The 23,726-nt window shown below is 43.7% G+C and carries 20 protein-coding genes; 14 read left to right on the top strand and 6 right to left on the bottom strand.

Annotation, left to right across the window (positions count from 1 at the left end; genetic code table 11):
- Positions 1 to 60 precede the first annotated feature (60 nt).
- The 3 genes from JMX70_RS02970 to ampD form a co-directional block, all read right to left on the bottom strand.
- The gene (locus JMX70_RS02970; RefSeq protein ID WP_201589415.1) at positions 61 to 708 is read right to left on the bottom strand and encodes a hypothetical protein; all 648 of its coding nucleotides are present in this window, start codon (positions 706 to 708) and stop codon (positions 61 to 63) included.
- Positions 709 to 851: 143 nt separating this feature from the next.
- The gene (murJ, locus tag JMX70_RS02965) at positions 852 to 2,402 is read right to left on the bottom strand and encodes a murein biosynthesis integral membrane protein MurJ (protein ID WP_201589413.1); all 1,551 of its coding nucleotides are present in this window, start codon (positions 2,400 to 2,402) and stop codon (positions 852 to 854) included.
- Positions 2,403 to 2,543: 141 nt separating this feature from the next.
- A complete protein-coding gene (ampD, locus tag JMX70_RS02960) occupies positions 2,544 to 3,158 on the bottom strand; it encodes a 1,6-anhydro-N-acetylmuramyl-L-alanine amidase AmpD (RefSeq protein ID WP_191690996.1) in 615 nt (204 codons plus the stop codon).
- A 198-nt stretch (positions 3,159 to 3,356) separates the two neighbouring features.
- Between ampD and JMX70_RS02955 the strand changes: the two genes are divergently transcribed.
- The 12 genes from JMX70_RS02955 (at position 3,357) to lpxC (ending at position 19,097) form a co-directional block, all read left to right on the top strand.
- Entirely contained in the window at positions 3,357 to 5,627 is a 2,271-nt protein-coding gene (locus JMX70_RS02955; protein WP_406947860.1) for an Lnb N-terminal periplasmic domain-containing protein, read from the top strand.
- Between the two features lie 81 nt (positions 5,628 to 5,708).
- Entirely contained in the window at positions 5,709 to 6,566 is an 858-nt protein-coding gene (locus JMX70_RS02950) for an SDR family oxidoreductase (protein WP_200661828.1), read from the top strand.
- A 61-nt stretch (positions 6,567 to 6,627) separates the two neighbouring features.
- Positions 6,628 to 7,617, top strand: coding sequence for a hypothetical protein (locus JMX70_RS02945; RefSeq protein WP_201589411.1), 990 nt, complete (start codon positions 6,628 to 6,630; stop codon positions 7,615 to 7,617).
- 76 nt (positions 7,618 to 7,693) lie between these two features.
- The gene (gene pyrE, locus JMX70_RS02940) at positions 7,694 to 8,425 is read left to right on the top strand and encodes an orotate phosphoribosyltransferase (RefSeq protein ID WP_201589409.1); all 732 of its coding nucleotides are present in this window, start codon (positions 7,694 to 7,696) and stop codon (positions 8,423 to 8,425) included.
- Positions 8,426 to 8,559: 134 nt separating this feature from the next.
- Positions 8,560 to 9,531: a glutathione synthase gene (gene gshB / locus JMX70_RS02935; RefSeq protein WP_201589406.1), complete on the top strand. Its 972-nt coding sequence runs from the start codon at positions 8,560 to 8,562 to the stop codon at positions 9,529 to 9,531.
- A gap of 400 nt (positions 9,532 to 9,931) precedes the next feature.
- Positions 9,932 to 11,017: an undecaprenyldiphospho-muramoylpentapeptide beta-N-acetylglucosaminyltransferase gene (gene murG / locus JMX70_RS02930; RefSeq protein WP_201589403.1), complete on the top strand. Its 1,086-nt coding sequence runs from the start codon at positions 9,932 to 9,934 to the stop codon at positions 11,015 to 11,017.
- 77 nt (positions 11,018 to 11,094) lie between these two features.
- A complete protein-coding gene (murC, locus tag JMX70_RS02925) occupies positions 11,095 to 12,552 on the top strand; it encodes a UDP-N-acetylmuramate--L-alanine ligase (RefSeq protein ID WP_201589400.1) in 1,458 nt (485 codons plus the stop codon).
- 11 nt (positions 12,553 to 12,563) lie between these two features.
- On the top strand, positions 12,564 to 13,685 hold the full coding sequence (locus JMX70_RS02920) for a D-alanine--D-alanine ligase (protein WP_227671140.1): 1,122 nt from the start codon (positions 12,564 to 12,566) through the stop codon (positions 13,683 to 13,685).
- 478 nt (positions 13,686 to 14,163) lie between these two features.
- A complete protein-coding gene (locus JMX70_RS02915) occupies positions 14,164 to 14,961 on the top strand; it encodes a cell division protein FtsQ/DivIB (RefSeq protein ID WP_191691005.1) in 798 nt (265 codons plus the stop codon).
- Between the two features lie 195 nt (positions 14,962 to 15,156).
- A complete protein-coding gene (gene ftsA, locus JMX70_RS02910) occupies positions 15,157 to 16,449 on the top strand; it encodes a cell division protein FtsA (RefSeq protein WP_201589397.1) in 1,293 nt (430 codons plus the stop codon).
- A gap of 239 nt (positions 16,450 to 16,688) precedes the next feature.
- The gene (ftsZ, locus tag JMX70_RS02905; protein WP_068403791.1) at positions 16,689 to 17,885 is read left to right on the top strand and encodes a cell division protein FtsZ; all 1,197 of its coding nucleotides are present in this window, start codon (positions 16,689 to 16,691) and stop codon (positions 17,883 to 17,885) included.
- 294 nt (positions 17,886 to 18,179) lie between these two features.
- A complete protein-coding gene (gene lpxC / locus JMX70_RS02900) occupies positions 18,180 to 19,097 on the top strand; it encodes a UDP-3-O-acyl-N-acetylglucosamine deacetylase (protein WP_068403793.1) in 918 nt (305 codons plus the stop codon).
- A gap of 298 nt (positions 19,098 to 19,395) precedes the next feature.
- Here the strand turns inward: lpxC and JMX70_RS02895 are convergent, their stop codons facing one another.
- Positions 19,396 to 19,911 (bottom strand): hypothetical protein, encoded by a 516-nt coding sequence (locus tag JMX70_RS02895; protein WP_201589394.1) that lies wholly within the window; start codon positions 19,909 to 19,911, stop codon positions 19,396 to 19,398.
- A 164-nt stretch (positions 19,912 to 20,075) separates the two neighbouring features.
- Between JMX70_RS02895 and JMX70_RS02890 the strand changes: the two genes are divergently transcribed.
- A complete protein-coding gene (locus JMX70_RS02890; RefSeq protein ID WP_191691009.1) occupies positions 20,076 to 20,804 on the top strand; it encodes a CHAP domain-containing protein in 729 nt (242 codons plus the stop codon).
- A gap of 166 nt (positions 20,805 to 20,970) precedes the next feature.
- On the opposite strand, the gene JMX70_RS02885 is transcribed toward JMX70_RS02890, so the two are convergent.
- Together JMX70_RS02885 and JMX70_RS02880 are read right to left on the bottom strand one after the other, a co-directional pair.
- Positions 20,971 to 21,780, bottom strand: a complete 810-nt coding sequence (locus JMX70_RS02885; protein ID WP_201589392.1) for a DOMON domain-containing protein — start codon at positions 21,778 to 21,780, stop codon at positions 20,971 to 20,973.
- A gap of 159 nt (positions 21,781 to 21,939) precedes the next feature.
- Positions 21,940 to 22,251, bottom strand: a complete 312-nt coding sequence (locus JMX70_RS02880; RefSeq protein WP_144296662.1) for a YhbY family RNA-binding protein — start codon at positions 22,249 to 22,251, stop codon at positions 21,940 to 21,942.
- A 400-nt stretch (positions 22,252 to 22,651) separates the two neighbouring features.
- On the opposite strand from JMX70_RS02880, the gene JMX70_RS02875 reads away from it, so the two are divergent.
- On the top strand, positions 22,652 to 23,284 hold the full coding sequence (locus JMX70_RS02875) for an RlmE family RNA methyltransferase (RefSeq protein ID WP_191691012.1): 633 nt from the start codon (positions 22,652 to 22,654) through the stop codon (positions 23,282 to 23,284).
- The last annotated feature ends 442 nt before the right edge of the window (positions 23,285 to 23,726 follow it).

Here is a 23,726-nt window from a genome sequence, read left to right as displayed (position 1 = left end):
ATAGCAGTGACCAGTAACCATGCCAGATAAAGGCTATTTAACGAAGAGCAGTCAGATACCTTATCCTAAAATCTTCCATTTGCCGTCGATTTTTTGTAGCTCATAAGTCAAAGGTGCAGGCTCACTTTGCCCTCTTAGCATAATCTCACCCATGATGGTGGCACGGGTTTTATCATCGTTGTATTTAGTATCAGTAAAAGTCACCCCATCAACGGTTTGCTGAAACGCGGATTGCGTTTTGGTAAGCTCTTCCTCAAAGTTTGTCATATCAACTTTATAGTACGTTGCAGCTTGTTTGGCGTCGCCATAATACAAACTGTCTAACGCTTTTTTAACCGTATCTTCTGGCGTGCCATTTTGAGTTGGATTGGTCACCAAGCTTTTTTGCTTACTATCAGCAGTTACTGGATTGATATTATCACTCGTGATGATGGTTTTATCTTGAGTGCTATCTGTTACTTGCGCATCTTCACTCATATTATCCGTACCCACTGATTTTGCTTCATCAGTCACAGTGTCATCAGATGTTTCAGCGATTGCTGTAGTGTCTTCATTATTATTAACAGCAGTCTCATTGTCGCCCTTATCATTATTGCTACAACCACTTAAAAGGAGTCCAGTAGACAGGATGCCAGCAGTCAATATGCTTGGTAAGCGTGACAAGGTTGTTGATAAAGCTGTCTGTGAAGCTGATGATTTGTTCGTCATGTTAGTCCCCAAAATTATGTATTTAGTAGTAATTATGGCAACTATCAGCCGCATTCACTGTCAATTCTCATATCTAGCTTGTTTTGGTTTGGTAAATTAAAGCCTTACTCAGGGCTTAACAATAATTGCTTAATAATAAGTGCTTAACCATGCTTTAGCTGGCGCGGACGGAAACCTGTTGCTAGTAGCACGATGCCATAAACCACCGCACCAACGACGCACATAATCAGCAGCGCAACGATACGTTTCCACTGCGCATCATCGGTTGGGAAATAGGGCAGTATGACATAAAGCACCGCAACCATAGAGGCGGTAGAAAGCCCAAACTGGCCAAACAGCTTTTTCCAATGACTGCCAAAGCGGAAAATCTCGCGCTTATGCAAGAAGTAATATAACAAGCCTGCGTTCACAAATGCCGCACCCGTCGTTGCCAATGCCAAACCACCATGTAGCGGCATATCTAAGAAATAAAAGATACCGATAAAAATCACACTAAAAACCATATTGGCAAAGACGGAGATAATACCGATTCTGACTGGCGTTCTGGTGTCTTGACGGGCAAAAAAGGCGGGCGCGAAGATTTTAATTAACATAAAACCTAAGATGCCGCCTGCCATGCTTTTTAGCGCCAGTGAGCTCATTTGCGCATCGCGTAGGGTAAATTCGCCACGTAAAAACAGCGCTTGCATGAGTACGTCAGAGAGTATAAATAATGCTGCCGATGCTGGTACGCCGACCAAAATAATTAAGCGCGCTGCCCAGTCGATGGTCTTTTTAAAGCTGACGTCGTCTTTTTGCGCTTCACTTTTCGATAGACTTGGTAAAATAACTGTACCGATAGCCACCCCAATTAAGCCAAGTGGCAACTCGCTCATACGCTCAGCAGCATAAAGCCAAGAAACCGAACCGCCAATCATTAACGAGGCAAATACGGTGTTGAGCAGCAAATTAATCTGGGTGACAGAAACGCCAAAAATGGCTGGCAGCATCAGCTTTAAAATACGGCGCACGCCTTCGTGTTGAAAGTCTATTTTTGGGGCGACCAGTAGTTTTTGTTGCGAGAGCTGTGGTAGTTGTATCAATAACTGCAGTAAACCTGCGATAGCGACGGAATAACCCAGCGCCATAATAGGCACATCAAACATCGGCGCAAACACTAGGGCGCCACCAATCATACATAGATTTAGCAAAACAGGCGCAAAGGCGGGCGCGGCAAAACGCCCGTAGCTTTGTAAAATACCGCTGGCAAAAGCGGTCATAGAAATAAACAATAAATAAGGGAAGGTTAGGCGCAGCAATTCAGCAGTGATAGCAAATTTATCGGGCTGATCAGCAAAGCCTGGGGCAAATAAGGTCACCACCCAAGGGGCGATTAATATCACCACGACCGTCAGCATTGATAATACTAGCAATAGCGCCCCTGACGTGCGACTGACTAAAATCTGTACCTGCTCTAGGCTGTATTTTTCTTTATATTCAGACAGTACAGGAACAAACGCTTGGCTAAAGGCGCCTTCGGCAAATAGGCGGCGTAAAAAGTTGGGAATCTTAAAGGCGACCAAAAAGGCGTCCATCAGACCGCCGGCGCCAAAGACGCCTAACAAGACGACATCACGCACCAAACCTAAAATACGCGACAGCATGGTCATGCTACTGACCACCATGGTTGAACGAAACAATCGACTTTTTGCCATGAGAACCTATTTTGCTAATTTATTTACTGAAGGTTGTGTTGTTAAAAAACTGACGGATTATAGCACTTTCACTGTCCTGATAAATGGATCCAATAAAGAATAAAACCTGTCATTTACAGAAATTTTAATAAGAGTGTTTACTCAATCTTGGTTGTAAAGTGATGACTGACTTGCAATATGGCGGGTAACCATCTCTCGCAACTTTGTCCATTCAAAATAATCACCGGGGTCAGTTTTGCGACCGGGCGCGATATCACTATGACCAGTAAGATGCCTACGAGTTTTTGGATAAGCGTCATAGATAGCGACGATAACTTTGGCAAGTGTTTCGTATTGAGCCGCGCTAAAGGACACAAAATCTGAACCTTCAAGCTCAATGCCAATGCTATAATCATTACATTCAGGGCGACCCAAGTAGCTGGAGCGCCCAGCATGCCACGCGCGTTCGTTAAAATCGACAAACTGGGTAATCGCGCCATCTCGCTCTATAAATAAATGTGCTGAGACTTCTGCACCTTTAATGGTTTGAAAATATGGATGCGCCTCCCAGTCTAATTGATTGGTAAACAAGGCTTTGACGTAGTGTAGACCGTCAGTATCGCAAGCGCCAAACTCATTGGGCGGCAAGCTGATATTGTGAATAACGATAGCATCAATCGCGATATTTTCAGGACGTTTATTAAAGTTGGGCGAGGCAAGCCAAGTCGCAGCGGATAATCGACCGGTATGAATAGTCATTGGCGATGCTATGGACATAATACTCTCTTTTATAATGTGATAATAAGTGCGCAGTAAATACTATTAGTTATATTTTATTATCAATAAATGGCGCATTTAACTAAAAATAACCTTTAAAAAAAGTTGTTTAAAATGTTTTAAGACAGTGATACATCATATCACTCTAATAATTCGATAGAATTCTAACGCGTTACGCGTCTGACCCCGCAGTGCGAGATGTTACTCATGTCCTTATATTCAAAATATTCAAACCTTTTGGCGCTAGATTGTACGCCAACGAACACGCTAACAAACATTGGCAGGCGAGCACGTTTGTCGCTTACCATAGCTGGACTGCTACTGAGCGCGCAAGCACAGGCGTTTTTGCCAACGCCTGCAGCGCTTGTGATGACAGGGGAGTTAGCGCTGGATGCCAATGAAACTATGGATAGCAGTTTGGTCACCAAATCACAAAATGCTGAGCCAATATTAACGGCTTATACGAAGCCCATTGTTGCCAAAGCAAATACCGAATCAAATAATACCATCAAGGCAAGTAACGCCCCAAATATAGAATTAGCTTCTTCTGCATCCAATACTAAAAATATTAATGACGCCGATACACAGCAGCTACTAGCCTCATGGCGCACGCAAGCAAAAGCAAAAAATCTCGCTCAGCATACGACATGGCGACGATTGTTATATTTCTTTGATGATCAAAAGAATTTAATCGGCAAGAAAAAAGACAGCAGTATCGTTGATGATGCTGCATTTTACTTAAGCAAAAATGGACAGCATGATTCAGCGGCCGAGCTTGATGCCTTGCTCGTTGCCCTTGCTGACGAAATGGCTACGACTTCGGATAACGGCACTGCTAATAATAATACATCCAATCGTGCGACTAAAAATTTAGAACAAAATTCAGTACTATGCCGTTTTCCCGCGCGCGTCCAATGGCTGACTGATACACTCAATATCGACAAAAGCGGCTTGCAAACCGACTGTCCAGAGCTGAATGACTGGATGCAAAAGCTGGCGCCCGAGCAGCTGTCTATTATGTTTGCGCAAGAGTATTTAGACAATCCTATTTCAGCTTTTGCTCATACATTATTGCGTATTGACTCTAAAGCCAGCGTTGCCGATCCAAGTCAGATTCATCATGCAGTGGCGCTAAATTATACGGTAGGTGGCGACTCAAGCGATAACTTTTTGGTCTATGCCATCAAGTCGATGAGCGGTGGCTACGATAATCTGATTGAAATTGACCCATATCCGAAGAAGCTGGCGAAGTATCTGCAAGAAGATGAGCGCGATGCGTGGACCTATCAATTGGCTTTGACCCCAGTGGAAGTGCAGCAGATTATGCTGCATGTCTGGGAGACCAAGGGTTTGAAGTTACCGTATTACTTTACTACTGATAACTGTGCGTCTGAGATTTTACGCTTGATTGACGTGGTACGCCCGCAGCAGCATTTATTAAGCCGCCTGCCTTATGCCGTGATTCCGTCAGATGTGGTGCAATTGCTCGATAGCGAAAATCTACTTGCCAGCACCAATTATACGCCTGCCGATAGCACCTTACGTCAAGCGCAGTTAAACAAGGTTAAAGAGCAGCGTGCGCAATTGGGCTATCATAATAGTGCTAAGCAGACGCTCAATGAGATTAAGTCTGCTCAGTTAAATCCGATTTCTAGCATTTCAGACGACGGACAAACGTTATTACCACGCCGTATTGCAGTAGCGGATAACAATCCGATAGACAGACATCCGCTGCAGCTAGGTTTTATTGGGCTAGGGCAGCGTGGTGATAATAATTATATGGATTTAGGTGTGCGCGCAGGTTATCACGATACCCTTGACCGTCCGTCAGGTTTCCCGCAGTTCTTTGATTTAGAAGGCGCGGCTGCAACCTTGCGTCTGTATGACACCGATAATGATAAGGCCCATCAGCCAAGTAGTGTGGTCTTGCAAAATGTGACTTTGGTGCGCGGGCGCTCATTTAATCCGGTAAATTCTGCCAAAAAAGGTAAAACCTGGGGCGCAAGTATCGAAGCGACACGCGTAAATGACGGCTCACAGCAGGATGGTAATGATCATTTAGTCGGCAGTTTAGGCTATGAAACGGGTTGGTCGTGGGCCTTTGGCACCCCTAGCGCGGGCACAGGCGAGATGCCGCCGCAGCTATGCTATACGTTCTTAGCAGGTACGGCGCAAGCAGGCCGCGGTATTAATAAAGGCTATCGTGTCGGCGCAGGCGTCAATGTTGGTTGCCGTTATCAGATTAACAATCAGTTACGTGCGCAGGCTGAATTGCAACTGCCATATTGGTATCATGGCAGCAGCGATGAGTCTAATGCCCGTGGTCATTATTGGCAGCCGATATCGACATTAGGGCTACAGTACGATATTGATAAAAAACAAGCGTTACGTATCAATGCCAACTACGAATGGCAAGATCGTATCGATGCCAAAGAAGACATACAGCTGTCGTATAGACGCTATTTTTAGTATCTTTTATGAAAAGCCCTTTTATTAATAAAGGTTTTAATAGACAGTCCTCACAAGTAGTTATCGAACAAAGGATAAATGATGAGTACGCAAAATTTACTGATTATTGGTCAAGGTGATATCGGCTTACCAGTCACCAATAAGCTCGCTCAAGACGGTTTTAACGTCACGGGGCTGGCACGTCGTGAGCGTCATCATTATGCTTTAGATGCTAACGCTAAGTTTTTGCAAGCCGATGCGTTAACGCTCAGCGCTGAGCAGCTGCAAGACTTTACTGCGATAGCAATTATCGTCACCCCTGATGAGTATTCGACCAGCGGTTATCATGACAGTTATTTGGCCATCACTCAGCATCTGGCAACATTGGCGGATAAACTAACCAACCTTACGCGCGTTGTTTTTATCTCATCAACGGGTGTCTATGGGCAGGATAATGGCGCATGGATTGATGAAAACATAGCCCCTGTAACGCCAGAGCGTGAAGCTTCGCAAGTGATATTACAAGCGGAACAAGTATTGCAACAAGGTTTTGGTAATAGGGCGATTATCATTCGCCCAAGTGGTATTTATGGTCGCGAGCGCCTGATGCGGCTGCGTAAAGCCCGCGAGGAACAAAAAGAGCCAGTGGCAGCAGCGCATTGGAGCAATCGCATTATGGATCGTGATTTGGTTACTATTATTGCCAATGTCATGACCATAGACGCGCCAAAACCACTTTATATCGCTACTGATTATGCACCAGTCACCACTTTTGAGCTGAGCACTTGGTTAAGTGAGCAAATAGATACAGAGCCACCTGCTATTGATGACAATAAAACAGCGGTTACGGGGAAGCGCTTGCATAGCAACATTCCGTTAGCTTGGCTGGACTATCCTGATTGGCAAGCAGGTTATCGAGATATTTTGCAGCATCAAGAGCAAAAACAACATCAAAAGTAAAATGACTGTTCGATTGTTTTTATTTTTACATCTTTTAAATTGGTAAGCCTAGGGAACATCTATGACCCAGCATTCTACTTCTGACGATGGTTTATCCAGTGCTGATTTTATGGCAGCAGAGGAGCAGTTTGCAGAAGGTCATGCTGAGCAGTCCGCTCATTTAGCAAATAGTCAGCAGCCGGCGATTGTCCATCCTAATTTTGATCCTAAGCGTTTGCCAATTGATCCTGCTCGGCCATTGACTGATATTCCAGAGCCTGCGCGGCGCTTAAATGGTCAGCTGCGCCGCTTATATGGCCGTTCGCCCCGTTTTTATCAGCCCAAGACGGACAGCTTATCGAAATGGGCGCTAGTGGCTTCAGAAGCATTGGCCGAGCATTTATCACTGCTCAGTGCGGCAAAGCTGATTGAGCTGCCCGAGAGTTTTTATCACAATCATAGCGATCAGCCGTTATTATCGCCATTGACTGATATGACGTTGCTTGATATGGCAGATATTCAGCGCGCGCTACAGGCATACCCAAAGCTGACACGTTATGGGTTTGCAAGAGTCGATAGCATAAATATTGATAATAATATTAATAAGCCTTTAAAGACAGAATCCCTACGAGCATTGACCAGACGTTATAATCCTGATGAGCTGCTTAATAGCGTCTATGCTGACGATTGGCAAGTGGTATTGCAGCCGCAGCAATTTGACAGCGGCGCGGGCAGTTTGGCGACCGATATTATGGCTTGTAGTGTCGCCGTCCATGCTTTAAAGCAATGTAGTACGCGCAAAACCATCAATCACAGCTACAGCGCGGCGCAAATTTGTCAGCATCTGCGTAGTTATTTGCTCAGTCAAATAGTGTTTGAGCCCGCACAGCGCCATGCTTATCGTCAAGTGCGCTTATTTACGGGGCATATTATCGTTGCTGCCTATCATTTGGGCTGGGACATACAAGTCAGTCACGATGGGCAATGCTACTTTACTATCTCATCGCGCTGCGGGTTATTAACGCGTTATGCGAATATGCAAGATTATGATATCAACGGTTGGTCAAGTTAAGCCGACGCGACTATAATGCCTTGCACAACTTTTTGATTGTTCAATTTTCATTTTTCTTTGCTGATAGGAAGACCTTATGCTGAATGCCGCCACGCTTAATAACGCTCAACATCCACAAGATGCCTCATTTTCATCGCATCAATTTATCCAATTGGCTTTAGACAATCAGGTCTTAAAATTTGGCGAGTTTGTGCTTAAGTCTGGACGTATTAGTCCATACTTTTTTAATGCAGGTTTGCTGGCGTCAGGTGAGATGTTATCGTTATTAGCGCGTGGTTATGCCGATGCCTTAGCGGAAAAGATGGCTGAACAAATGGCAGCTAGTGATAATGGTACAAATGAGCAAGAGCTGGTCATTTTTGGTGCTGCTTATAAAGGCATTCCCTTTGTCGCCGCAACCGCACAAGCGTTATGGCTACACCATGGCATCAATGCCAAATGGGGCTATAACCGTAAAGAAGCCAAAACCCATGGCGAAGGTGGTAATTTAGTCGGCGCTGATGTCAGCGGCAAGGCGGTTTGGGTGCTTGATGATGTGATTACCGCTGGTACAGCAATGCGCGAAGTGGTAGAGATTTTAGAGCAAGCGGGTGCCAGTGTGGCTGGTATTATCGTTGCGCTTGACCGTAAAGAAAAGGGTTTGGCGGAGCGCTCTGCTATTCAAGAGTTGGCTGAAACCCTAGATGTACCAGTACGTGCCTTGGTAGATATCGATGATTTAATCAACTACTTAGCAGGAAGTAGCACCGATAAAGATGCCGCCCAGCTTGCAAGAATGCAGCATTACCGCGCCCAGTACGGCGTATGATTTATCGCAAATATGGCTGCACTCAGGTCATGTCTAAATAAAGTTTAAGTGACATTTGAGCCATACGCTATGGCCTCAATGTCTTTGAGATGATTGCTTAAATAATTAATACTATAACGAAAGTGAGCCTTATCATGAGCCAAGAACAACAAAAAAAATCGTTAAAAATACTGGTCATTATGGATCCAATTGAGCTGGTCAATTATAAAAAAGACACCACGCTGGCGATGATGTGGTCGGCGCAAGACCGCGGGCATAGCCTGGGCTACTGTCAGATTCATGATTTATGGTTAGACCGTGGGCAATTGATGGTCGATAGCCAGCCGGTGACAGTCAAACGCGACCCCAATGACTTTTATGCCTTAGGTGAAAAAGCGACAGTGCCGGTCAGCGACTATGATGTGATTTTGATGCGTAAAGATCCGCCGTTTGATATGCGTTTTATTTATGCCACTTATATGCTTGATCATGCTAAATCCGCAGGCGTGTTGGTAGTAAATGACCCACAAGCGATTCGTGATTGTAATGAAAAGCTCTTTGCGACTTGGTTTAGCGATTATATGAGTCCAACGATTGTGACCAGTAAACAGGCGCATATTCGTCAATTTATCGCTGAGCAGCAAGATGTTATCGTCAAGCCTTTAGATGGTATGGGCGGTACGGGCATTTTTCGTTTGACCGCTGATAGTCCAAATATCGGCGTGACGCTGGAGATTTTAACCGAGCTCGAGACCCTGCCAATTATGGCGCAGCGTTATTTGCCGGAAATTAAAGAAGGCGATAAGCGCGTGCTGATCGTCGATGGGGAAGTGGTCGATTATAGCTTGGCGCGTATTCCGGTAAAAGGTGAGACGCGCGGAAATCTTGCCGCCGGTGGTAGTGGGGTTGCGATGCCGCTCACCGATATCGAGCGCCAAGTGGCAGAGGTAGTGGCGCCGATTGTCAAAGAAAAAGGGCTAATGTTCGTTGGTTTAGACTTAATCGGTGGCCGTATCACTGAAATTAACGTTACCAGTCCAACCTGTGTGCGTGAGATTGATGACCAATGCGGTACTGACATTGCAACTGACTTTATTATCGCTATCGAGAAAAAACTGGCTGTTTAAGCTATTTATTCTAAAGTATTGGTCTAAATAAAGCCTTTAAACGATAAGTTTAGGCAACGCCGTAAGGATAGAGTAATTTATCACTAAGCTATGTGCACAATACTTAAAAAACAGTGTGCTAAGCTATAACGATAGACCGTATCTCTTAATAGCACTTTTAAAAAGTGATAAAAAATCATGAAAAATGATTTTTTGACCTGTTAAGTGAATTTATAAAAGCCAAGCCGCGATGAATCACGGCTTGGATTTTTATTATTCATACGGCACAAAATGCTGTCTATCCGGCAGCGATTTACACTATACTATGCGGGCTTTTATAAGGCTGTTTTGGTTCGATAGATAGCGCAATCAAAAGATAATAAGTCTTTCATATACATAAAGAAAAGATAGGCAGACGTTCATGAAAACACCGCATATATTAATGATGGCTGCGGGGACAGGCGGGCATGTATTTCCAGCGCTAGCAGTTAGCGAAGAATTGACCAAGCGCGGCGCGGTTATTCACTGGCTGGGTACGCCAAATGGCATGGAAAATCGCTTGGTTGCACCGACTGGCTATCCTTTTCATGCGATTGATATGCAAGGGCTGCGCGGTAAAGGCGTAGGGCGTTTGCTTAAGCTACCGGTTAATTTGTTGTCAGCGACGATGGCGGCGATCAAAGTCATCCGTGGCAATCAGATTGATGTGGTTGTTGGCTTTGGGGGTTATGTCACCGCGCCCGGCGGTATTGCGGCGCGTTTGACCAAAACGCCGCTGATTATCCATGAACAAAATGCCATTGCTGGCATGAGCAATCGTTATTTGGCCAAGATGGCGACCAAGGTCATGCAAGCGTTTGAGAATACCTTTGCTAGTAGCGAAAGTGATAGCAAGATAGAAACGGTGGGGAATCCTGTGCGCAATGCTATTAGCGGGGTTGCCGAGCCTAGTGTGCGTTACGATGTCAATGATAGCTCGCCGCTTAAATTATTGGTGGTTGGTGGCTCGCTTGGCGCGCAAGTGTTAAATGAGACGCTGCCAAAAGCATTGGCTTTGCTTGACCGCCCGTTTGAGGTACGTCATCAATGTGGACGCGATAATGAGGCTACCACGCAAGCGGCGTATGATAGTGAAGCATTAAGCGCCCATCAATTTACCGTGCAGCCATTTATTGATGATATGGCAGCGGCGTATAATTGGGCGGATATCGTGGTTTGTCGAGCGGGGGCTTTGACAGTGACGGAAATTCAAAATGTTGGAATAGCGGCAATATTTGTCCCGCTACCAAGCGCCGTTGATGATCATCAGACCGCCAATGCGCGCACCTTGACCGAGCACCAAGCAGGGATTTTGCTGCCACAAAGCGAGCTAACTCCTAACAAGCTGAGTAATGAGCTGAATATGCTAGATAGACGCGCCTGTTTAGAGATGGCAGAAAAAGGCCATGCGCTTGCCAATCGTCAAGCTTGTCAGCGAGTTGCCGATATTATCTGGCAAGCGTTATAAAAGCTGATTGTTTTGTTTATTATTTTTATTACTTATTATTAACCAAATTTGTTCGTCTTCAATAAAGAGAAAACCCTATGCCGACCTCTGCTAAATCTTTAACTAAACGTTTGATTGAAATACCAGAAATGCGCCGTATCCAGCATTTGCATTTTGTTGGCATTGGTGGCTCGGGGATGTGTGGTATCGCTGAAGTGATGAACAATCAAGGTTATACAGTCAGTGGTTCGGATATTGCTGAAAGCTTGGTGACGAAGCGCTTAGCAGAAATTGGTATTGATATCGCGATTGGGCATGATTCCAAAAATATCGCCAATGCCGATGTCATCGTCGTCTCGTCTGCCATCGACCGTAGCAACCCTGAAGTAAAGGCAGCGCTTGAAGCGCGTCTGCCTGTAGTACGCCGTGCAGATATGCTCGGCGAGTTGATGCGCTATCGTCATGGTATCGCTGTAGCGGGCGCCCATGGTAAAACCACCACCACCAGTCTGCTGACCACCATGATGGCGGAAGGTAAGCTCGATCCGACTTATGTCATTGGTGGTAAATTAAATGCTTCTGGTAAAAATGCTGCGCTTGGTAGCAGCCGTTATTTAATTGCCGAAGCCGATGAATCTGATGCGTCGTTTTTAACTTTGCATCCGATGGCGGCGATTGTCACCAATATTGATCAAGACCATATGGAAACCTATAGCAACAGTTTTGATAAATTAAAAGCTGCTTATATCCAGTTTTTACAAAATATGCCGTTTTATGGGTTGGCGGTGGTCTGCGGTGACGACGCTGAATTGTACGCTATGATCGATGACATCGGGCGTCCGGTATTAACCTTTGGGCTTGAGCCGTTTAACGATGTACAGGCAGTTGATTTGGTTAGCGAAGGTACAAAAACCCACTTTACCGTCTTACGCCGTGACCGTGAGCCGTTACGTCTGACTTTAAATATTCCCGGTGTACACAACGTTTATAATGCACTGGCTGCTATTACCATGGCAACCGACGAAGGCGTCGACGATGAAGCAATTACCCGCGCCCTACAAAAATTTGCCGGTGTCGGTCGCCGCTTTGAGCAGCAAGCGTCTGTAGAAATAGACGATGGTAACGTCTTGCTGATTGATGATTACGGTCACCATCCAAGAGAAGTCGATGCAACCATTAAAGCGGCGCGTCAAAGCTTTCCTGAGCGCCGCTTAGTCATGATGTTCCAGCCGCACCGCTATAGTCGTACGCGTGATTGCTTTGATGATTTTGTCGAAGTGCTTTCAAGCGTCGATGAGTTGTTGTTATTGGACGTTTATCCTGCTGGTGAAACTCCGATTGCCGGCGCTGATACCAAAGCCTTGGCACGCAGTATCCGTTTGCGCGGCGCCGTTGAGCCAACGATTATCGATAAAGCTAATATCGCCCCAGTCATGCAGCGTTTGCTCAAAGCCAATGACATGCTAATCACCCAGGGGGCAGGAAATGTTGGACAAATAGCAGTCGAATTGGCCGCTAATAATCTATATATCAAACAAGCCGCAAAAGAATTTTAGGAATAAGACGCATGACTATTAATAACCAAGAAAATATTAAACAAGAAAACAATCAGCAAAAAAATGAAAGCAACATTGATAAAAGTATCAATGCAGACGCTAAAGCTACGATTGTCAATCCAGATCTGGCGTTAGCAGCGGCGGCACAAGCACAGCAAGATAATGCTGCAAGTCATGCGCAAAACGATAAGGCCGTTCCTAGCATCGCAAACAGCAAAGTCAAAGACGCCAGTCAGTTTGGTAAAGTTGCCGTCATTTGTGGCGGCAGTAGCAACGAGCGCAGCGTCTCATTAGACAGTGGGGCTGCCGTATTAAAAGCGCTACAAAATCAAGGTGTAAATGCCACGCATTTTGACCCAAAAGATCAAGATATTACCGAGCTGCGTAAGTTTGATCGCGTTTTTAACGTCTTGCATGGTCGCGGCGGCGAAGACGGTCTGCTACAAGGCGTGCTGCAATGGTTTAATATTCCGCAAACCGGTTCTGGCATTTTGGCATCAGCGCTTGGAATGGATAAAGTCCGCACCAAGCAGCTTTGGCAAGGCTGCGGCTTATCAACCGCGCCATTTTCATTGTTAACCGCGGATACCGACTGGCAGCAAGTGGTGAATATGCTTGGCTTGCCGCTGATTATCAAACCAGTCCATGAAGGCTCAAGTATCGGTATGACCAAAGTTAATAACCTCGATGAATTGCCTGCCGCTTATGCAACGGCGGTGCAGTGCGGTGACGCGGTGATGGCTGAGCGCTGGATTACTGGGCGCGAATTTACCATTGTTATTATCGATGACGAAGCTTATCCAGTGATACGCCTTGAGCCTGCTGATATCACCAACTTCTATGATTTTGAAGCCAAATACAACCGTAACGATACCAGCTATTATATTCCTTGTGGGCTAAGCGCTGCTGATGAAAAGCACTTGCAAGATTTGAGCTTGGCGGCATTCCGTGCTGTCGATGCTAAAGGCTGGGGACGTATTGATGCGATGCAAGACGAAGCAGGCAACTTTTGGCTACTCGAGATTAATACCGTACCGGGTATGACCAGTCATAGCTTGGTGCCAATGGCTGCCAAAGCTCGCGGTATGGATTTCGATGCTTTATGCTGGCATATTCTAGCGCAAACTTTATAGTTAGGCATTTAGCAGCATATAAAATTGTGCGAATGCTTTTTAGATTGACTATATAAGCTCTATTTGATCATAAGTTTTATTTGATCAGCGATATATTTAACCATTAATAGTGCTATCTAATACAGACAAATGTATCGCTAGCCCTGCTATAACACAGCTTCGTGTAAACTTGTGTAAATTCGTTGTTAGTAGTAAGGGTTGAGCTATTGTTTAAACGTAAAATACGTTAATATTGTAATTATTGGTCTATATTAGTGATATTTATAGTTATTTACGCAATTTTTTTAAGTTATTCATTAAATAAGAAAAATGTTACGTTTTAATGCGCCTAACTGAGCTTTATCGCTCGTTTTAGACAAATAAATTGATAATATGGCAGTTTCATCGATTGCTGTACCGATTAGCGGATTTACCATTAATAATAAGCACTATTGGCGTTATGCAAATAGTTTAAGCAAAAATAGGGACGACGTGTATTATGACTCAAACTGTCAATGACATCGCTGACTTGATGAGTGATAAAACCTCGCACCCTAAATCTAATTTGCAAATACCCTCTATGCTCAGATATTTTTTCACAGTATTGGTGTTAGGTTTGCTGGTGCTGATATTGGTCATGGGCGGTAAAGCATTGCGTGATGCACCGCCCGCCGCTATCCACGTTGACGATAGAGGGCTGACCGTAGCGCAATATCGTGTGTTACAACAAGTGATGAACCAACAAAGCGTGAGTAGTTTTTTTACTTCTGATTTGCAGGCGCTCAGAGATATCTCTACCGGTCTTGCTTGGGTGGACCAAGTCAGTATCAGCCGTGATTGGCAACAAGGTATTGTCGTGAAAGCGCTGCCAAAACAGGCCGTAGCAAATTTTGGTACCGAGCGTTTAGTCGATGCCAAAGGGGCGGTTTTCGTGCCGGCTGATAGTAGAGAGCTGACGCAAGAGCAATTTGCGACGCTGCAAGGCGATATAGCGCAAGCGCCAGTTATCATGCAACAAATGCAACAAGTTAACGACTGGTATGCACCGCTCGATATGCAAGTTGAGGATATCATTTTATCGCCAAGAATGACGTGGCTGATTCGCTTTGATAATGGCTTACGTGTTATCGTTGACAATGAAAACACCGCGCAAAAACTGTTGAATTTAAGTCAACTACTTGGTAATCAATTAAGTAATCGCCGCGATGAAATGCAGTCTGTCGATCTTCGTTATAAAAATGGATTTACTATCGCATGGAATTTGGCGCCCCCAAAAGATGGTGAAACACCGCCATAAAATAGCATCGTAAAATCATACTAAGCAATAAGAATAAAGCACCATAAATTAAGAAAGCAGTCGATTTCCAATACCGGTTTGCTTCTTGATAAAGAGAGTTTACTGATAATATGACCGCGTGATCATAACGCATTTTTCAATGATTTAATGGAGACGTCATTTGCTCTCCTGTTTAGCGATAATTTGTCTGGTACCATGAAAAATACTGAAAATCTGGTTGTTGTCCATTTAAGTGCCACGGCAGTCTATGTCGTTATTGGTAATGTTGTGTCTGCAAAAGACATACGTATTATGGGTGTAGGACAAGTTAAAAATAACGACTTCTATCAAGGTCAGATAAAGCATCGCGAACGCTTACAAGGCGCTATCAGACAAGCGATTCAAGAAGCTGAAGACACTGCCAATTGCCGCGTGCATAGCGTTTGGCTGACCTTAGCGACTCCTGAGCTGTTAAGTAAAAACAGTGCCGGAGACGTTAGGGTAGAAGACGAAGTTGTCCGCGCTCAAGATATGGTACAAGCATTGTCTAATGCCAAGTCACAAGATTTATCGCCTGATTATTATTTGATGCATTGTTGCCAACAAGGTATTTATATCGACAATCAAGAGTTTATGGTTGACGATGCCATTGACATGGTCGCACACAATATCACCGTCATGTATCATATGATGATGATGCCTGTCTCTAGCCGTCAAAATATTCAAAAACTTTTGCAAAGCTGTGACGTCGGTATCGACCACATCGTTTTTGATGCGGTGACCAGCGCAGAATATAGCTTGATGCCCGATGAGCGCCAGCAAGGGGTTTGTTTGGTCGATATTGGTGCCAGTACCACCAGTATTTGCGTCTATAAAGAGAATAAGCTAATTTTCACGCATTGTATTGCTACCGGCAGCCATGAAGTGACGATGGACATTTCAGCCGATGTCGGTATCTCAATGATAGAAGCTGAGCGCCTTAAAAAAACGCACGGTACGGTTGATGTCAATAGCGTCGATCCCAGCTCGTTCTTTCTATTTAAGCCGCAAGGCTCAGGTGACGAGATTAATATTGGTACTTATAATCTAGCGCGCATTATCGAAGCGCGCTATGAGCAAATATTTACCGAAGTGGTACGCCAATTACATGATGCCGATTTATTAGGCTATATTGATAAAGGGCTGGTACTCTCAGGCGGCGGCAGCTCTATTAAAGGCATGATACCTTTTGCCAAAAAATTGCTAAAAATGCCAGTAGTATTGACCAATACTCATCCTGCGATTAGCGCTTATAATCACTTTGACAATGATGAATCGTTCAAACAGCTGAATATACAGGTCAATGATCGCGCTTATCAAACCGCATTTGGTACCTTACTATATAGTCAGAGCGAGCAATTTCGTCGTAGTGAAAAAAGTGAGCCAGAAGCGATTCAAAAAAGTCGCGTGAAGGGTGTTTTTCAAAGTGCCGGACAACGTTTTGCGAGTGTACTCAAAAAGATATTATAATTCTGCTGGCAAATTTGCCTCTGCTAAGCGTTAAGCAGAGAAGAGTAAGACGCCGCATGATAAGCAACAGATTAATAAGCACCCTGTACCATAACGGCATACATTGGCAACGCATGACTATTTAAGCCATTGCCCTGTTTTAATTAAATACGTTTATATATAGTAAGTCGATAGCGCGCCCTATGAGTGTGTTACTACGTATCGACCATCACGCTATCTGCAACTGGAGAAATCTTTTTATGTCAAAATACACCATGCCAGATGATAATCAGCTTCAAAGTAACGGCCAGGCAAGCTTCACTGTATTCGGTGTGGGCGGCGGCGGCGGTAATGCGGTTGAGCATATGGTACAACAAGGGATTAGAGGTGTAACATTTGTCTGTGCCAATACCGATAAACAAGCGCTCGATCGTCTTACAGCGCCGCATAAATTGCAGCTTGGTGCCAAAACCAACCGCGGTCTTGGCGCAGGGGCAAACCCAGAAGTTGGTCGTGAAGCGGCAGAAGCAGATGAAGAAGCCATCCGTGCGTTACTCGAGCACTCAGATATGGTGTTCATTACCGCAGGTATGGGCGGTGGTACAGGTACGGGTGCAGCGCCAGTGGTTGCGCGTATTGCCAAAGAAATGGAAGTGTTGACCGTAGCAGTTGTAACAACGCCATTTAAGTTTGAAGGTGGTAAGCGTATTAAGGCTGCCAAAGCGGGTATTGAGCAGTTGACCAATTTCGTTGACTCAATCATCACGATTCCCAATGACAAGCTTATGAGCGTCTACGGCAACATCTCTATGCAGGATGCTTTCAAAAAGGCCGATGACGTTTTATTGCATGCGGTACAAGGTATTGCAGAAACCATCGCTAGCGAAGGTATGATTAACATTGACTTTAATGACATTCGCACCGCGATGACTGCTAAAGGTCATGCTATGATGGGTATTGGACGTGCTAGCGGCGATGATCGTGCGCGTCAAGCAACCGAAAAAGCCATCAGATCGCCATTACTTGATGATTTACGTTTAGAGAATGCCAAAGGCTTACTCGTTAACGTTATTTCTTCTGAGTCATTATCACTCGATGAGATGAGTAAAATCAGTGTCATCGTTGAAGAAATCACCGATATCGACGACGCCCATATTTTCTATGGCTCTGTTATCGATGAAAAAATGGGCGATGATTTGCATGTGACGGTTATCGCAACGGGTCTGACCTTAGATGAAAATGCGGGTCAAGAGCCTGAAGTCGTGGAGCAGCCAGTACCTTCTGTTAATAGTACCCAGCCTGTGGATCCGAACTTGCACACCAGTGCGCTAAACAGCCAAAAGCAAGCTCAAGCGCAGTATCAAGAAAGCCCCGTACGCGCAAATGTGACGCAAGAACAGCCTAAAACTAAAACCAATAGCATTCAAGATTATCTAAAGCGTCAACAGAATAAATAGTCTTTAACAAAGCAATCATTAGATAGTTTGGATAAAAAAGCCAGTATTTCGATACTGGCTTTTTTGTTTTTTAAAAAAGTAAAAAAGTATAAGGTTAATGGTTAATAAATAGGCTTTAGACATAATTTAGCTAAGATTGAGCATTTGTTACGTTATAAAAATAAACGTTAAAATAATGACGATAAGTGTTATCAATCAAAGAGATAAGCAAATTAACGCTTTTTAGCGCTAGCGAAATAGGGTCGGGTAATGCTACACTATGGCAATTGTAACAAAATATGTGAGAAGACAGCCATGAACCAACGAACCATAAAAACAGCAATAGCCGTTACAGGTACTGGTCTTCATAGTGGTCAACCTGTTGACTTAGAGTTTCATCCGCAGCCTATTAATACTGGCATTATTTTTGAGCGTTCTGATATAGCAGGTAGCGAACCGATTCCTGCCAGTGCCTTTTTGGTACAAGATACCATGATGTCATCGAATCTAGTATTTGGTGGCACGCGTGTGGGTACCGTTGAGCATTTGCTCAGTGCGATAGCAGGGCTTGGGGTTGATAATCTATTAATTCGCGTATCAGCGTCGGAGATACCGATTATGGACGGTAGCGCCGCGCCATTTGTAGGTTTGCTGCTGCAAGCAGGTTTCTGTGAACAAGAAGCGGCAAAGCGTTTTATTAAAATTGTGCGTCCTGTCCGCGTCAAAGTTGATGACAAATGGGCAGAGCTGCGTCCTTATGACGGCTTTGAGTTGAATTTCGAGATTGATTTTGACCATCCTGCTATTAATAAAGATTTTCAGCATGCACAATTGCAGTTTTCGACGCAAAATTTTATTGAACAATTAAGCTCAGCGCGTACTTTTGGCTTTTTACGAGATATCGAGGCTCTACGCCAAAATAACTTGGCGCTAGGTGGCAGTATGGACAATGCGATTGTTATTGATGATGCCAATATTCTTAATGAAGAAGGTCTACGTTTTAACGATGAATTCGTGCGTCATAAAATTCTTGATGCTTTAGGCGATTTATACCTCATTGGCTATCCTATTTTAGGCCGTTTTAATGCCTATAAGTCTGGTCATGCATTAAACAATATGCTGGTACGCGAGATATTATCAGATCCTAGTAACTTTGAAATTGTAACTTTTGATGACAATGTAAGCTGTCCTATAGAATATTTACCTTTAAATCGTATAACAGTCGAAGGATAAATACACGAATATACACGAAGTATCGAAACATTTACGCAATATTACATAACTTGGTTATAAGCAGTACTAAATAATATTCGTTTAAATAGATATTTTCTCATCTATTTTTTAAAAAATTCGCTACAACTTCGATAGAATAAAAGCTGTAGGAAGTAAAAATATCATCTGTCAGTACGGTTCATATTATGAATCACACTGACAGATGATTTTTTTTGTTTACAAGATTACAAAAACACAGCTTTAGCCGAGTCGAATATGGGTTTGTTTTACATAACTTTACATAGTAAACCATAATTTTTTAGGATTTAATTAAGCGCAAAAGTGCATTTTTAAGATTTTTATCGGTGGTGACATGCTCTGCAGCCTGTGATATAGTCCGCTTTGTGTTTTGGCTAAGGGCCTGATTTTCATGGGCTTTACGAGGCTTTGGTAAGGACGCTGATAACGCTTGTGATGATTTAGAATAATTATTATGAGCGGGAATATTGGCTACGACGACGCGAATTTGCTTGAGTTGTTTAAATGTAATCGACTGCTCTGTTAATACCTGCAAATAGGCGTTCTGCAAATAGCGAATATGATTGGCAGCGGTCATCGAGCCCACACTGAGTATGAGTTGCTCAGCGGTTAAGCCCACGACCCAGCAGTTATCGAGGATTTCCTCAGGTAGACAATCTACCAAAAGCTCTTTTACTTCGGTCGTAGCTTGCAGATATAAACGCATATTATCAGCCAATGTTTGAGGTAGCGCACTACCAGCAAAGGCTTGATGATCGATAAGTTTAGCAAGTCGGTTAGGTTGTTTCTTTGACATCGTGAACACTCATCTAATAGGTGACAAAATCGATATTCATCATAAACAGCGAGCTTTTGTACTAAGGATTTTATCATGTTTATTTCATGGTCATCTTCCCTAAATTAATTCATGCTTTGTCACGGATGACGAGCAATCCTGTATTCACAATAGGTAGTAAATTTATGAAACAAGCTTTATTAATTTTGTCAGTATTGGGAATGGGTATAGCACAGACGAGTGGTGCTGTCGAAACAACCTTTCAACCAAATAATACCTTGAGTCATACCATCACCAATATCTCTACTTCTGCGAACTACGGTTCAAGTCGCAATATCTATAGCACTAAAAGTGGTGCTTATGTCTCAAGCAATGATGAAATCAGTCAAGCAATTGACAATCTTAGTGCCCATGCTAAGCAAAAAGAATATCAGCTTGCCTCGCTAACCAGCCGCTTGTCTTATGAGCAGCGTCAGCAGCAAGCAAGCTCAGTGCCAGATCGTTATTCTGCACCTGCGATTGCCGCCGCCAATGCTTCACGTGTGGCGCTATCTAGCAGTAGTGGTTACTGTGCTCGTTATGTGCGTAAAGCCCTACAATCAGCGGGTTATGAATTTACGCCTAACCCTTCAGCGTATCAGTATGCCTCTCGTGGCACATTGGCCCAAGCTGGCTTTACCAAAATCAGTAACAATACGCAGCCACAAGTAGGCGACGTCGTGGTCTATGATCGCACCTCAAGACGCCCGCATGGCCATATTCAAATATTTGATGGTAATGATTGGGTTTCTGACTTCCGTCAAAACAGCATTAGCCCATACAGCGGTCATCATAACTACACGACATGGCGTGATTCAAAATACGTCGATGATGCATCAGATCGCGGTATCTACCTTGCAATGGCTGACAAATAAGCAGCAGCTAGATGTAACGTAATTCAAAAGTTTTCTCCGAACCCAGTAATGCTCTTTATGACATTACTGGTTTTTTTATGTATTAAATTCAGAAACATAAAATTAGAAAGCGTGAGAGGAAAATGTAGAGTGCATTAACGTTTTAAGAGGATTGCACCATTGCGGCCTATTTATCAAATACTGGCCAATACTGCATGTCGTGAAAATCTGGCGGGGCGGCGTGATTGGGCGCGAAATATAACGCTGTTTTACTGAGCCTTGTACCGAACTTAGTGTCGAAGCTCAAAATCACACAAGGATGGATGTATTCAATGCCAATCTCATCGTTGGTAGTCTGTACTTGGGATAATTGGTTTAATGATAAATAAAAGCTACGCTCGAAATGATAAGTTTTAGCGCCAGCTGCTAATGGATCATTAAAAGAGGGGGTTGGCGTCGAACCCGATTGCAGCGCTGCGTTGTCAGCGGCGTTACTCACTGAGAAGGGAGTAGCTGTCCAATCAATAGAAGCCCGTGTTTGCCCATTTCTTTGTAAAAGCGGCGCTGGCGGTAATGTAGCAGGCTTACGATAGTCGGCAAATTGATAAAGCGCATAACGGCCGTCAGGACTAGCGTTTATTTCCATATAAGGGTTTGTTTGAATATTATCTTTATCTATCGTAACGGTGCTGTTTATCAACTCGCCCGCTAAAAAGCACTCAAGACAAGTCTGTTCCCATAAATAATCTGCAAAACCTACTTGTTCAGCTTGCCAGTTTGGCCAGTACAATTGCGCTGATAACGATTTAAGCGGTAGCGTTATGCAGTAATCAAGCTGTAATTGCCATTCTGTAGGCTGGGCAATTACAGCTCTATTGACCAAAGTTGCGACCACTTCTACTTCGATGCCTTGTAAGTCTGCTATGGTGACACCTAGCTGCTCGGCATCAGCGGCTAGCGTATCAGTTGCTAAGCATAAATTAAAAATTTGGCTCATAGGTCGATAATATCCAGAGTTTAATATCAGTAGCGCATTATAATATTTGTAGTATTTTATTTAGAACTGACTATGAATAGCATAAAAGCCGCGAGCAAATGCAGCGCGGCTTTTATTCAATAAGATAGAACATAAGCTAAAATTAAATAGGTAGCTTATTTATTGGGCGTGACGCGCAAGGTTTGACAGCTTTGGATTGGCGTTTGGGTTTTGACGCAGTAACAGCGCCATACGGCCAATTGAGTGTATCAAAGACGCATTAGCCGCTGCGGCAAGTTCAGCGCCGATGACATCGCGCTCTTCTTTGCTGCCAGCTGGCAATTTTACTTTGATAAGTTCATGATCGGTCAAAGCGCGATCAATCTCTTCAGCGATACTTGGGGTAATGCCTTTATTGCCAATCATAACAATCGGTTTTAGGTCATGACCAATGCCTTTTAGGCGTTTAACGGTAGCGTTATCGAGTTGCATACTATTCCTAGATGTTGGTAAAAATAAAAGCAGGTGCTATTGCGAGCAGATAATGACCATTATAGATAATCTATGATCACCTTGTATGAGATCAGCAGGATTTTGCACGATTTTATGTGATGAAAATGTTAAACTGAAAGTATAAGTACATTATAAACGCTACAGGTTTATAAAGCAGTGTTTTTGCCAAGAGAATTTCGCAGTTAAAGGGTAATGAGACAGATACGAGATTTCGTTGTTCAGCAATAGTGCAATGATATGCTGATAAAAGCGCTTTTATAGATAATTAATAGACACTTATTAAAAATGTCATAAACAATCCCTTTATAAACCGCCAGTCGTGTTTTACAAACGATGTATTTGCAAGCAGGTATATTACCAAACAATAGGAGCAGTCATTTTGGTCACGCGTATTGAAAATAAAAAATTGTCAAAAAGCAGCAGTGCTTGGATGCAAGAGCATATTGACGATCCTTATGTGAAAAAAGCCCAAAAAGATGGCTACCGTGCCCGCGCTGCTTATAAATTGCTGGAGATAAATGAGAAAACCAACCTGATTAAAAAAGGCATGACCGTCGTTGACTTGGGCAGTGCGCCCGGCAGTTGGTCGCAAGTCGCTGGCAAATTGGTCGGTGAAAAAGGCGTCCTGATTGCCTCGGATATACTGTCGATGGATACCTTGCCCGACGTGACCTTTATTCAGGGTGATTTTCGTGAGGCAGACGTGTTCGAGCGTATCATGGCAGAAGTTGGCAATCGACAGGTCGATGTGGTGCTATCGGATATGGCACCCAATACCGCTGGTAACAGCGCCATTGATCAGCCGCGCATGATGTATTTATGCGAGCTGGCGGTCGATTTCGCGCTGGCAACCTTACCCGAAGGTGGCGCGCTTATTATGAAAGTGTTTCAAGGCGAGGGTACGCAAGAATTACGCAAACAGATGCAGGCGGATTTTAGTAAAATTCGTAGTATCAAACCGGGTGCTTCACGACCACGCTCAAAAGAGATGTTTTGGATTGCCATTAAGTAGTCATTGGTTTGACTATTTAATAAAAAGGTTTTAACGTCAAGCAGTTGCGCGAATCATCCATCCTATAAAGTGTGATAAAAGGTCACCATAAAGGCTATGATTAATAAGCGTAAAAACGCTACAATCCGTTAACTGAATAAATGTGATTGCTGCTTGAATTATACAGGTTAGCACCACATATCATGATATATTAACTTTGTTTTAAATCTATATTTTTACATCTACGTATCAAGCCTATGTTTTAAGCAAAGTCGTCTGAGAGTAAACGCTTTAACCGCTCAGTCATTCATTTTAGTTCGCTTATTTATTATTTTGCTCGGTTTTTAGAGTCATTAAACCTAAGTAAAAATAATAATTTGCAGCTAGGCATTGAATAGTGAGCCATACGTTTATATATAGACGTCACGTGTTTAGTAAACACACCAATAAGTAAGGGATGGGA

The sequence above is a fragment of the Psychrobacter pulmonis genome, assembly GCF_904846465.1.
GTDB classification, from domain to species: domain Bacteria; phylum Pseudomonadota; class Gammaproteobacteria; order Pseudomonadales; family Moraxellaceae; genus Psychrobacter; species Psychrobacter faecalis.
This window is presented reverse-complemented; position numbering and strand designations above follow the sequence as displayed.

Coding starts and splice junctions, on each gene's coding strand:
- JMX70_RS02970 (WP_201589415.1), bottom strand. CDS start 708: ATGACGAACAAATCATCAGCTTCACAGACAGCTTTATCAACAACCTTG.
- murJ (WP_201589413.1), bottom strand. CDS start 2,402: ATGGCAAAAAGTCGATTGTTTCGTTCAACCATGGTGGTCAGTAGCATG.
- ampD (WP_191690996.1), bottom strand. CDS start 3,158: ATGTCCATAGCATCGCCAATGACTATTCATACCGGTCGATTATCCGCT.
- JMX70_RS02955 (WP_406947860.1), top strand. CDS start 3,357: ATGTTACTCATGTCCTTATATTCAAAATATTCAAACCTTTTGGCGCTA.
- JMX70_RS02950 (WP_200661828.1), top strand. CDS start 5,709: ATGAGTACGCAAAATTTACTGATTATTGGTCAAGGTGATATCGGCTTA.
- JMX70_RS02945 (WP_201589411.1), top strand. CDS start 6,628: ATGACCCAGCATTCTACTTCTGACGATGGTTTATCCAGTGCTGATTTT.
- pyrE (WP_201589409.1), top strand. CDS start 7,694: ATGCTGAATGCCGCCACGCTTAATAACGCTCAACATCCACAAGATGCC.
- gshB (WP_201589406.1), top strand. CDS start 8,560: ATGAGCCAAGAACAACAAAAAAAATCGTTAAAAATACTGGTCATTATG.
- murG (WP_201589403.1), top strand. CDS start 9,932: ATGAAAACACCGCATATATTAATGATGGCTGCGGGGACAGGCGGGCAT.
- murC (WP_201589400.1), top strand. CDS start 11,095: ATGCCGACCTCTGCTAAATCTTTAACTAAACGTTTGATTGAAATACCA.
- JMX70_RS02920 (WP_227671140.1), top strand. CDS start 12,564: ATGACTATTAATAACCAAGAAAATATTAAACAAGAAAACAATCAGCAA.
- JMX70_RS02915 (WP_191691005.1), top strand. CDS start 14,164: ATGACTCAAACTGTCAATGACATCGCTGACTTGATGAGTGATAAAACC.
- ftsA (WP_201589397.1), top strand. CDS start 15,157: ATGAAAAATACTGAAAATCTGGTTGTTGTCCATTTAAGTGCCACGGCA.
- ftsZ (WP_068403791.1), top strand. CDS start 16,689: ATGTCAAAATACACCATGCCAGATGATAATCAGCTTCAAAGTAACGGC.
- lpxC (WP_068403793.1), top strand. CDS start 18,180: ATGAACCAACGAACCATAAAAACAGCAATAGCCGTTACAGGTACTGGT.
- JMX70_RS02895 (WP_201589394.1), bottom strand. CDS start 19,911: ATGTCAAAGAAACAACCTAACCGACTTGCTAAACTTATCGATCATCAA.
- JMX70_RS02890 (WP_191691009.1), top strand. CDS start 20,076: ATGAAACAAGCTTTATTAATTTTGTCAGTATTGGGAATGGGTATAGCA.
- JMX70_RS02885 (WP_201589392.1), bottom strand. CDS start 21,780: ATGAGCCAAATTTTTAATTTATGCTTAGCAACTGATACGCTAGCCGCT.
- JMX70_RS02880 (WP_144296662.1), bottom strand. CDS start 22,251: ATGCAACTCGATAACGCTACCGTTAAACGCCTAAAAGGCATTGGTCAT.